At 51.5% G+C, this 9,891-nt stretch carries 6 protein-coding genes; 2 read left to right on the top strand and 4 right to left on the bottom strand.

Features of this window, described 5'->3' with window-relative positions:
• Nucleotides 1-73: 73 nt before the first annotated feature.
• From tnpA to BM258_RS23925, 4 genes are all read right to left on the bottom strand, one after another.
• Nucleotides 74-508: an IS200/IS605 family transposase gene (tnpA, locus tag BM258_RS23940; RefSeq protein ID WP_090073844.1), complete on the bottom strand. Its 435-nt coding sequence runs from the start codon at nt 506-508 to the stop codon at nt 74-76.
• Nucleotides 509-708: 200 nt separating this feature from the next.
• The gene (locus BM258_RS23935) at nt 709-2,139 is read right to left on the bottom strand and encodes a carbon starvation CstA family protein (RefSeq protein WP_090075759.1); all 1,431 of its coding nucleotides are present in this window, start codon (nt 2,137-2,139) and stop codon (nt 709-711) included.
• Nucleotides 2,140-2,377: 238 nt separating this feature from the next.
• Complete coding sequence (locus BM258_RS23930) at nt 2,378-4,096, bottom strand: LytS/YhcK type 5TM receptor domain-containing protein (RefSeq protein ID WP_090075758.1); 1,719 nt, start codon at nt 4,094-4,096, stop codon at nt 2,378-2,380.
• Between the two features lie 59 nt (nt 4,097-4,155).
• A complete protein-coding gene (locus tag BM258_RS23925; RefSeq protein ID WP_090075757.1) occupies nt 4,156-4,953 on the bottom strand; it encodes a LytR/AlgR family response regulator transcription factor in 798 nt (265 codons plus the stop codon).
• Nucleotides 4,954-5,352: 399 nt separating this feature from the next.
• Between BM258_RS23925 and BM258_RS23920 the strand changes: the two genes are divergently transcribed.
• Together BM258_RS23920 and BM258_RS23915 are read left to right on the top strand one after the other, a co-directional pair.
• Nucleotides 5,353-6,867 carry a hypothetical protein gene (locus BM258_RS23920; protein ID WP_090075756.1) on the top strand — a complete coding sequence of 505 codons (1,515 nt, stop codon included), beginning with the start codon at nt 5,353-5,355 and terminating at the stop codon, nt 6,865-6,867.
• A 185-nt stretch (nt 6,868-7,052) separates the two neighbouring features.
• Nucleotides 7,053-9,380: a methyl-accepting chemotaxis protein gene (locus BM258_RS23915; RefSeq protein ID WP_090075755.1), complete on the top strand. Its 2,328-nt coding sequence runs from the start codon at nt 7,053-7,055 to the stop codon at nt 9,378-9,380.
• Nucleotides 9,381-9,891: the final 511 nt, after the last annotated feature.

The following is a 9,891-nucleotide window of genomic DNA, read 5'->3' as shown; positions in this document are numbered from 1 at the left end:
AAGTCATGACCTCCCCCAGAGGGGGAGGTTTGAAACGCTACGCTTGAACCACTGGAAGTGGTTTTGTTACGCTTTAATAATTAGGCTTGAACAGGTCTGCAAAATCCGTTGCCTTATCCTGCTTCTCCTGATTGCGGATATACCGTCTGACGACCTCCTCTTGATAGCCCGTTGTCGAGACAAAGTATCCACGAGCCCAAAAGTGATATCCCTTGTAGCGGCGCTTTCTAGCATACTTATTTGCCACATAAAGAGCCGTCTTTCCTTTGAGAAATCCAACGATATGAGCCACTGAATATTTGGGTGGGATCGAGATCAGCATATGCACGTGGTCGGGCATAAGATGCCCTTCCTCAATGTGACAGCCCTTTTGTGATGCCAATTTGGTAAATTGATCTCTCAGCTCAAGGCGCAAGTCCCCATATAGACGTTTCGTCCTATATTTAGAGCCGAATACTATATGATATTTGCAGTCCCAAGTGCTGTGTGATAGGTGATTTTCGTCCATAAAAACCTCCTCATTTGATCTTATAACCACGCCAATGGTTCAAGTGAGGAGGTCTCTTACCGAAAATGTAGAACTTGTCCAATCCTCCACCGTAGGTGGAGGTTTAATGTAGATACAAAAAAGCCACGTTGATCAGAGATCAACGCGGCCAATTGCCTTGTGGCTGTGCGGGCAGCCACAAGACCTGTTGTCAAACCTGATCATTCAGCCGGTTCTGCCTCTTCACTGACGTCCCCTGTCGGGCGCACCAGAATGAGGAAGGCGATCAACGAGATCGCTGCGACAATGACGGCCACGATATTGGAAATATCCGCTGGCAGGTTGAAGCCGATTTTGGCTTGCAAGATGAAAGCGGTATCCACGGCAGTCATGAACACGGCAGGCACCGTGGCGATCCAATGCAGTTTGCCCTTGCGGCCAAGCCAGATGGCTGCGCTCCAAAGCACGAGCATGGAGAGCGTCTGATTAGACCAACCGAAATAGCGCCAGATGATATTGAAGTCGACAAGGCTGATTGCAAAAGCCACGACGAAGAGCGGAATGGCAATTACAAGGCGTTTGTTGATCTTGGTCTGGTCCAGTCTCAGGGTTTCAGCCAGAATGAGGCGGGTCGAACGGAAAGCCGTGTCACCGCTGGTGATTGGCAGAATGACCACGCCGAGAACAGCAAGGAACCCGCCAAAGACGCCGAGAAGCTCGGTGGATACCTGATTGACGACACCGGCCGGAGACTGGGCGGCAATCACGGCATTGAGGGCTTCCGGGCTATCATAGAAGGACATGCCTGCGGTGGCCCATACCAGACCGATGATGCCTTCTGCGATCATGGCACCATAAAAGACGACACGGCCGTTTTTCTCGTTGCGCATGCAGCGGGCCATCAAAGGCGACTGGGTTGAATGGAAGCCACTCAGGGCACCACAGCTCAAGGTGATGAAGAGCAGCGGGAAGAGTGGCAGATCGCCCGGATGCACATTGGTCGAGATGTCCATGTTCGGCAGGAATTCATAGCCATGATAAATCAGGCCGAAGGTGATGCCGATGGTCATGAAGAGCAACAGTGCGCCGAAGATCGGGTAAAGACGGCCAATGATCTTGTCGATCGGCAGGATAGTGGCGACGAAGTAATAGACAAAGATCAATGCGACCAGAAGCTGGACATTGAAGCCGGTCATGCTGCTGAGCAGTTTTGCCGGGCCAAGAATGAAGACCACGCCAACCAGCAGAAGCAATATAACCGAGAAGACGCGCAGAGTTTGACGGGCAAACTGGCCCATCTCGTCGCCCACCACTTCCGGAATGGACTTGCCGCCACTGCGAACCGAAAGCATGCCCGAGAAATAGTCATGGACGCCACCGGCAAAAATGGAGCCGATCACGATCCAGAGCAAGGCCTGCGGGCCATAAAGAGCGCCCAGAATGGGGCCAAAGATCGGGCCCAGACCTGCAATATCGAGCAGCTGGATGAAGAAGACCTTCCAGGTTGGCATGTTGATATAGTCAACACCGTCTTCCTTGGTCCAGCAGGGTGTTTTTCTATCTGGCTGGATGCCGAAAATCTTCTCAACAAAGACGCCGTAGGTAAAATAGCCCAGGACTAGAATCCCGACGCATAACAAGAAATAAAGCATACCGTTCCTCCTTAACCGGGGTAGTTCCAACGCGGAACTACAAATGCTTCCCCAGCCTGAGAGGCTAGTTAATAAAGTCTGAAGAGCCAAAGGAAAGCGCGTGGGAGACATCTTTGCTGGCGTGAAATGCATCTATGCCGGGCTGGAATGCATCTCAGCTCTTGGCGAACGTGCGAATCTCAAGGTTGAATGGCAGGGCGCTTTTTGAAGCCAGAATGCATGTCTGAGATGAGAAGGGTCAGGATGCCTTGGGGAGCAGCTCTTGCCGGTTGGGAATCGAGAAGCTGATATGGGTGCCTTTGTTCGGGGTGGTTGAAATCTGCATGCCATGCTCTGGCCCATAGATATGCTCAAGGCGGAGATTGGAGTTGCGCAGGCCAATCCCTTCATGGTGCGATTCAATCTGGCGCTTTTCCAGAAGCGAGACGAGGATATTGTCCGGAATGCCAACGCCGTCATCATAGACCGTGATATGGAGCTGATTGTGGTTCTGGAAGATCTTGAGGCCAACAATGCCGGCGCCCGCCCGTTCCTTGAGGCCGTGCTTGACGGCATTTTCCACCAGCGGCTGGATGATCAAAGAGGGGATGGGCCACTTTTCACAACCATCCTCTATGTCAAGCTTGACCTGAATGCGTTCGCCAAAGCGTGCCTTTTCGATGGCCAGATAGGAGTTGATCTGGTCCAGTTCGTCCGAGAGGCGAATGAAGCCGCGGCTGGAATCCAGATTTTTGCGCATATAGAGCGAGAGATCGAGAATGAGGTCGCGGGCCCTGTCTGGGGCCGTGCGGCAGAAAGAAGCGATGGTGTTGAGCGAGTTGAACAGGAAGTGCGGGTTGATCTGTGCCTGAAGATGGCGGATTTCTGCATGGGCAAGCAGGCGGTCCTTGACCTGAATATCCTGCAGTTCAAGCTGAATGGAGAAGAGGTCGGTCAGACCCTTGGCGAGTTCGAACAACACCGAATTGAGTTCGAGATGGGCTGAACCGTAGAATTTGAGAGTACCCACGATCGTGTCATTTTTCTTGAGCGGCACGATAATCGCCGATGTGAAGGGGCAATGGGGGTCGCTGCAGCCGATCAGGTGCGGATCCTTGAGGAAAATGGGTTCGCCGGTCTTGATGACACGGAAGGTCGCCTTAGTGACAAACGGCTCGCCGGGCAAGTGATGATCTGCTCCTTCGCCCGCATGGCCGATGACGGTGTTGGCATTGGTGACGGACACGGCTGCCACCGGCAGTTTTTCCAGAATGATGCGCGCCAAAGCCTGAGCACTGTCGCCATTAAGGCCAGAGCGCAAGTGTGACACCGTGCTGTTGGCAATTTCGAAGATTTTTTGTGTGTGGTCGGATGCTTTGCGTTCGCGCAGTCCCTTGATCGAATTGAGGATGTGAACGAATAGAACGGTGCCCAGAGAGTTGCCGATCAGCATTGGCAGCATAATGACGCGCACAAGCGCCAGTGCATCATCAAAGGGGCGGGAGAGCAACAGCACCATGCCCATATGCATGGTTTCTCCGATGATGGTCAGGAAAAAGGCTACGCTCCAATCCATTGCCCTGTCTTTGAGATGGCGCTGTAGCCAGCCCGCCAGAAACCCTTCCGTTATCGTGGCAAGCGCACAGCCCAAGGCGGAAAAGCCCCAAGGGTCGATCAAAAAGCGATGTCCACCGGCCACGAGGCCCGCGCCCAGGCCAACAACGGGGCCACCAAACAGGCCTGCAGTGATGACTGCCATAGCGCGCAGATTAGCAAATGAGTTGAAAATCTCGTTGCCGCCATAGGTGCCCAGAATGCCCAGAAAGCCGAAGAAGAGGATCAGAAACAGACGATTGAAAATCGAATCCTGCCGAAAGTTGATTTCCTGCACCGGCGATACAGTGAGCAAGACAAAAGCTCCGGCCACGAGCAGGGCAACCTGCTTGAGCAGGAAGGCCATCAGAGCGACAATCGACATGAGACTCCAACTCCCCTCAAAGTAAAGTCATGTATCCAAACGCGGTTTGCCTTGGCCGACTACAGACCGAGGCGCAGCTTGAAATCCTTGACGCGAGACCGGCTGACCGTCAGCTCGCTTTTCTTCTGGTCATTCATGGTCAGGCTGTATTTGCCATTGAACCAGGGGCTGAATTCCGAAATTGCATCCAGATTGACCAATGTGGAACGGTGGGCACGGAAAAAGCCGGTATTGGCCAGATGCTCTTCCATCCGGTCCATGCTGGCGATGCCATAAACGGGCAGGGTGCCATCAAAGGTGTGAGCGAAAACCCTGTTATCCTCGCACTCGCAATAGATGACGTCATCCGGATCCATGAGGCGAATGCGACCATTGATGAGGACGGATATCTTCGTGTGAGTCTGTGCCGGCTTGCTGGAGGCTTCATTCTGTCTTGTCACTTCAGAGAGCAGGGTTTCCAGCTTTTGCTTCAGAGGATCTTGCGTTTCGTCATGCATCCTGCGCACGCGATCCAGTGTTGTGGCAAGGCGCTGCTCGGAGACCGGCTTAAGGATATAGTCCATGGCACTGGCCTCGAAGGCCTCGACGGCATAGGAATCATAAGCCGTTACAAAGACGAAAATAGGGGGATGCTCTGTGCTGCTCACCAGATTGCGAATGACATCAAAGCCATTTTTGCCAGCCATTTGAATATCGAGAAAGATTAGATCAGGCTGTAGATTAAGGCTGAGGTCTATTGCTTCTTCGGCAGAAGGGGCTTGCGCAAGAATCTCGATATCACTCTGACGGGAGAGTAAATAACTCAACTCATCTCTTGCAGGCTTCTCATCATCAACGATTAAACATCTGATCTGCATGCTAAAACGAGGCCCAATTACCTTCCGGTCTTTGTGTTTGTGAAACTTTTACATCTTACTTAGCAAGTTTTTCTTTTGCGGGCCTAGATCTAGATCAGGAACCGGCAAAAGGATATCTTTCTAAGGGACTAGGTAGTATTCCGCTTATAAAGACGATTGCATGCATTCTCAATGCCGATCTAGGATTGTTTTTTTTGGGTGTGAAGAAGGTTTCATGTGCTGCGGTTCAAGGCGTGTTCTGCTCGCCACTCGCACCGGCAGGCTTAAATCTTTCCTAATAGAAGCTTTGTATTCTTCATGGCAGTATCTGATGACGGGTGCAGATGTGTGGGAACAGACGAAATAGGTCTTGAGTAAGGGGAGGCGGACATTAGATCATTTGTCGCTCCGGCATCCTTGATGCCGGCTTCTCCTGATTTTCCTGAATCCGATAGCCAATCCTCCCGGGAAGAAACGGCCTTGGGGGCGTTTGAGCATCTGCTGGTGTTTCTGCTGTGTCTTACGCTGACCGTGGTGCCGTTGGTCCTGCATTTCGTCAATCCGCTTCTGGCGATTGCTACCCAGCTTGCGCTGGCGTCATGCGTGGTGCTTTTCTTTACCCCTTATGCGCCGCTTGTCGTTGTGTTTGCCTTGCTGTTCCAGAATTTATTCATCTCGATGATGTCTGGCTTTCTGGTCACCAAGGACGATTACAATTTCGTGCGCGGGTATAATTTCTTCACCACCGTGGTCTTCTGGCTATGGCTGTTTGGTCATTATGCGCTGAACTGGCGTTCCTTCAGCCGCATGACCAACAAGCTTATGGTGGTCTGTCTGATTGGCTTTGGTCTGATCGGAGTCTATTTCCTACTCGGGCTGACCAAGAGCCCGGCAGGCGCGGTTGTCTATTTACGCAACATCATCACGCCCTTGCTGGTTTTACAGATTTTCTTTTTGGCGACTTTAAAGCGGCAGATTCCCATGGTGCCCTTTTTCACGATCCTGACGGTAATTGTGATTGTCATGGGCTATATCGAGATGATCGATCGCAGACTATGGCTGGACCTGACCAACGGCTGGACACTTTGGGAATTTTCCAACCGGGAAGCCATGCTTAATCTGGTTGCTGACAAATCGGCGCGCACCACGGGCCAGTATATTACAGGCATTCTGGACCTGATGAAGGTGCAGCTGTTCAATACTCCACTTCTTGGGGATTTTCGCCTGATCATCTTACGGATGAACGGCCCCAACGGGCATGCAATCAGCTATTCCTACGCACTGATGTTCCTTTGCATTCTCATGCTAACCAATAAGCGCTGGTATCTAGCGCTGCTGATGGCGCCCCTTGTGCTGTTTGCCAGCGCCAAGGGAGCCATTATCATGGGGCTGCTGGCATTCTGTGCGTTGGTTGCCCGAAAGCTCTTCGGAGCCATGTTCGCCATCGGGTCGCTGGCCGTCGTGCTGGTTGTCTATATTCTGCTGGGCGTTGTAACGGGATTAAAAATTGGCGATTTCCATGTGCTTGGTTTCATGGGGGGCGTTTATAATTTCATTGATTATCCCTTTGGCAATGGTATTGGAGACGCGGGCAACCTGCTGACCAACTTCGATAAGCTCGATTGGTCTGCTTTTCAGCATGCGGGGCGAACGCCTGTGGCCATGGAAAGCGCCGTCGGGGTTTTGTTGCACCAAATGGGCTTTGCCACATTCGGGTTGTTGGCGGTGTATTTCTGGATTGCCCTGCAAGTCTATAAAGTTTCCTTTGTCAGTCGGGTCAATCTGCATTCGTTGGCCTGTTTCATAACAATAACGGTTGTCGTCAACGGCATCTTTCAGGAAGAGGCTCTTTTTTCTCCTCTGTCTCTGGGGCTGATTATGGGGCTGAATGGCTACATCCTTGGTAAATTTGCCCGGAGCGGTGAGGATCTTTGAGATAGTTGCCGCTTGAACCTAGGTCAGGCTTCTTTTTGCTATTTAACAAGTATTTCTTTTAGTTGTTTGCCGCATAGTCTTTGTTCGACAAGAAAAAACTTCGTATTTTTGGATCTGTTTGTTTATTATATTTATTAACTTATGCATGGCGTAATATTTCTTAGAGAATAGATCGGGGAATTATTATGCTGTCCATATTTAATAATCTTTCGCTTTCCGCGCGTATTGCTGTTCTTGCCTTGATTCCGCTTTGTGCTGTTGTCGGAGTGGGTATTTCCGATTTGCTCAAGGAACGGGAAAAGGCGACGGTGGCCCAGTCGGTTGCCGATGTGGTGGCCTTAGCGCCCGTTGTTTCCGGGCTGGTTCATGAGCTCCAGAAGGAGCGAGGTACCTCTGCCGGGTTTATTGGCTCGAAAGGCGCGAAATTTGCCGATTCCATCGGGCAAAGACGCGCTGATACAGATCGGGCCCTCAAGGCTTTCCGGGCCAGTATCCCCGAGGCGATAGGGCGGCTTGATTTCTCTGGCTTCAAGGTGCCGTTTGAAAAGGCTGTGTCTGAGCTGGACAATCTGGACAGCGTTCGGGCCAATGTGGACAGCTTTTCGATTAATGTTCCCAAAATGGCGGGCTACTATACGCCCCTGATCGCGGAATTGCTCAATATGGTAGAAAGCGTTGCGTTGACCAGTGATGACGGGCGCGTGGTTCGGTTGATGGTTTCCTATATTGCTTTTCTACAAGCCAAGGAACGCGCCGGGATTGAAAGGGCTATGGGCGCAAATGGCTTTGGTGCAGGACGATTTGCCGAGCCGGTCTATCGCAAATTCGTCGGGCTGGAAGCGATGCAGCGCTCATTTATGTCCATATTTGATCGTTTTGGGCACGAGCAAGCCAAAGAGGCGTGGCGCTCGGTGTTAAAGGGAGAAGAACAGTCGACTGTTGACCAGATGCGTGCGGTTGCCAATATGGCGCCCTTTGGCGGGGATGTCGCAGAGATCAGTGGGCCTCAGTGGTTCGAAGCCAGCACGCGCCGCATTGATCAGATGAAGATCATCGAAGATCGTATCGCCGAGGGCATTGTTTCGACGACGACAGATCTGGCCAATGGTGCCAAACGTGACTTCTGGATCATTTTTGCTCTTCTTGCTTTCTTGACCTCTGTTGTCATCGGTTTGTCCGTCATTATCGGCCGGTCAATTACGAAGCCCCTTTATTGTCTGGCAGAAAATATGACCTATCTGGCGCAAAATGACACCAATGTGCTCATCAATGGCCAGAGTAGAAAAGACGAGATTGGCAATATGGCGCGGGCTGTTGCTGTCTTCCGGGATAATGCGGTGGAGCGACTGCGGCTGGAGCGCGCGCAACAGACAGAGCGCGCAAGAGAACGCATCCGGCAGCGGGAGTTGGAAACGCTGGTGGGAAACTTCAAGAATGTGATCGATCAAACACTCAAGTCGGTCGATGGGCAGGCTGATTCTATGAAGGGGTCCGCACGCACTTTATCCAGTGTCGCCAATCAGGCGTCCAACGAAGCGAACATGGCCGAGCGTGCTTCTGAAGAAGCCTCATGCAATGTGCAATCCATTGCCGGAGCGACGGATCATATGGTGTCCAGCGTGCGTGATGTGGCTGGACGCGCATCACATGCCAACCAGATGGTCAGCAAGGCGACAGAAATTGCGACGGCTACCAATCAGGATGTTGGGTCTCTGGCCGAAGCGGCCGAGCGGATCGGCACGGTTGTCGGTCTTATTCGCGATATTGCCGATCAGACCAATCTGTTGGCGTTGAATGCGACCATAGAGGCTGCGCGCGCCGGAGAGATGGGCAAAGGCTTTGCGGTGGTTGCCGCTGAAGTAAAGGAGCTGGCCAGTCAGACTTCAAAGGCAACCGAAGAAATCGGGAGCCAGATCAGTGGTGTGCAACAATTGACGGAGAATGCGGTACAGTCGATCGCACGCATTTCTGAAACCGTCGGGGAGATCAGCACGATTACCGAATCTATCACCTCTGCTGTAGAAGAGCAGGAACAATCCACTCAAAAAATAGCCGGTTCAATTCAGAAGGCTTCTTCAGAAGTGGATGCTGCCAGGAAGAATGCGCAAGGGGCTTCTGATGTGATTGGGGAAACTGCTGGCGAGGCTGGGACGGTCGAGCAAGCCGCGGATTTGTTGACCAATGCCGCAGCGCAATTGGGACAGGAAGTGGAAAGCTTCCTCGAAAGTGTGGCGCGGGATGTAGAAGAAAGACGAGCGGACCTGAAAACAAAGATGATGCAGGTCACCCTGGTCGATGCGGAGGGGCATCGGGCAACAGGAACGATCATGACCTTGAGTGAGGAAGGCTGTCGAATTGAAACGTCAGCATCCTTTAGAGAAGGGCAGACTGTGCAGCTGGAATTTGCGGATGGAGAAAGTGTCTCCGCAAATCTCAGTGGGCGGGATGGTAAGATCATATCTTTGCGCTTTATGCAAAGTTATGCTCAGGCTGATTGGTTGAAAACAGCCTGATCCTCTCAGGCTTTTGACACGCAAGGCGCTGCGAGCCAAAAATCGCAGCGCTTTGTTGCTATATTGAGAGCGTGATGAGCGCCTTTTAGGTGGCAAAAACAGGTGTGCTTTTTAAATCTTGTTTGAAAGGCTTCTTTTCTTTGCAAAAATGACTATCCATATTTCTCCATTTCTCTAAGCTGTTGAATTTATTTATATATTTATGTTTATCCCGATGGGTGGGGATATATGTCATAAAAATGTATTTTAGTGTTTGACTCTGATTGGGGTGGGGTCTATAAACCGATCCATCGACAGCGGCGGCGCTGCTGGCGGCGGGGCGGTTCGCCCCAAAATTTGGGACTTGGCTGATTAAGAATGTTGGCTTTGAGTTCTAAGAAAAGGCATTTTGCTTTTTGATCTTTGACAATATGGAATGACTAAAGAGAAACGTGGACGGCTTGGTCTTGAGGTCCTTATGGACCGAATGAGACAAAGAGCTCGTTACGTTTTTAGAAGCTTGATTGGTGGT

Source organism: Cohaesibacter marisflavi, from assembly GCF_900115225.1.
GTDB lineage: Bacteria > Pseudomonadota > Alphaproteobacteria > Rhizobiales > Cohaesibacteraceae > Cohaesibacter > Cohaesibacter marisflavi.
This window is presented reverse-complemented; position numbering and strand designations above follow the sequence as displayed.

What these genes read in the sequence shown, in the direction of transcription:
- tnpA (WP_090073844.1), bottom strand. Translation starts at nt 508, where the DNA reads ATGGACGAAAATCACCTATCACACAGCACTTGGGACTGCAAATATCAT.
- BM258_RS23935 (WP_090075759.1), bottom strand. Translation starts at nt 2,139, where the DNA reads ATGCTTTATTTCTTGTTATGCGTCGGGATTCTAGTCCTGGGCTATTTT.
- BM258_RS23930 (WP_090075758.1), bottom strand. Translation starts at nt 4,096, where the DNA reads ATGTCGATTGTCGCTCTGATGGCCTTCCTGCTCAAGCAGGTTGCCCTG.
- BM258_RS23925 (WP_090075757.1), bottom strand. Translation starts at nt 4,953, where the DNA reads ATGCAGATCAGATGTTTAATCGTTGATGATGAGAAGCCTGCAAGAGAT.
- BM258_RS23920 (WP_090075756.1), top strand. Translation starts at nt 5,353, where the DNA reads ATGCCGGCTTCTCCTGATTTTCCTGAATCCGATAGCCAATCCTCCCGG.
- BM258_RS23915 (WP_090075755.1), top strand. Translation starts at nt 7,053, where the DNA reads ATGCTGTCCATATTTAATAATCTTTCGCTTTCCGCGCGTATTGCTGTT.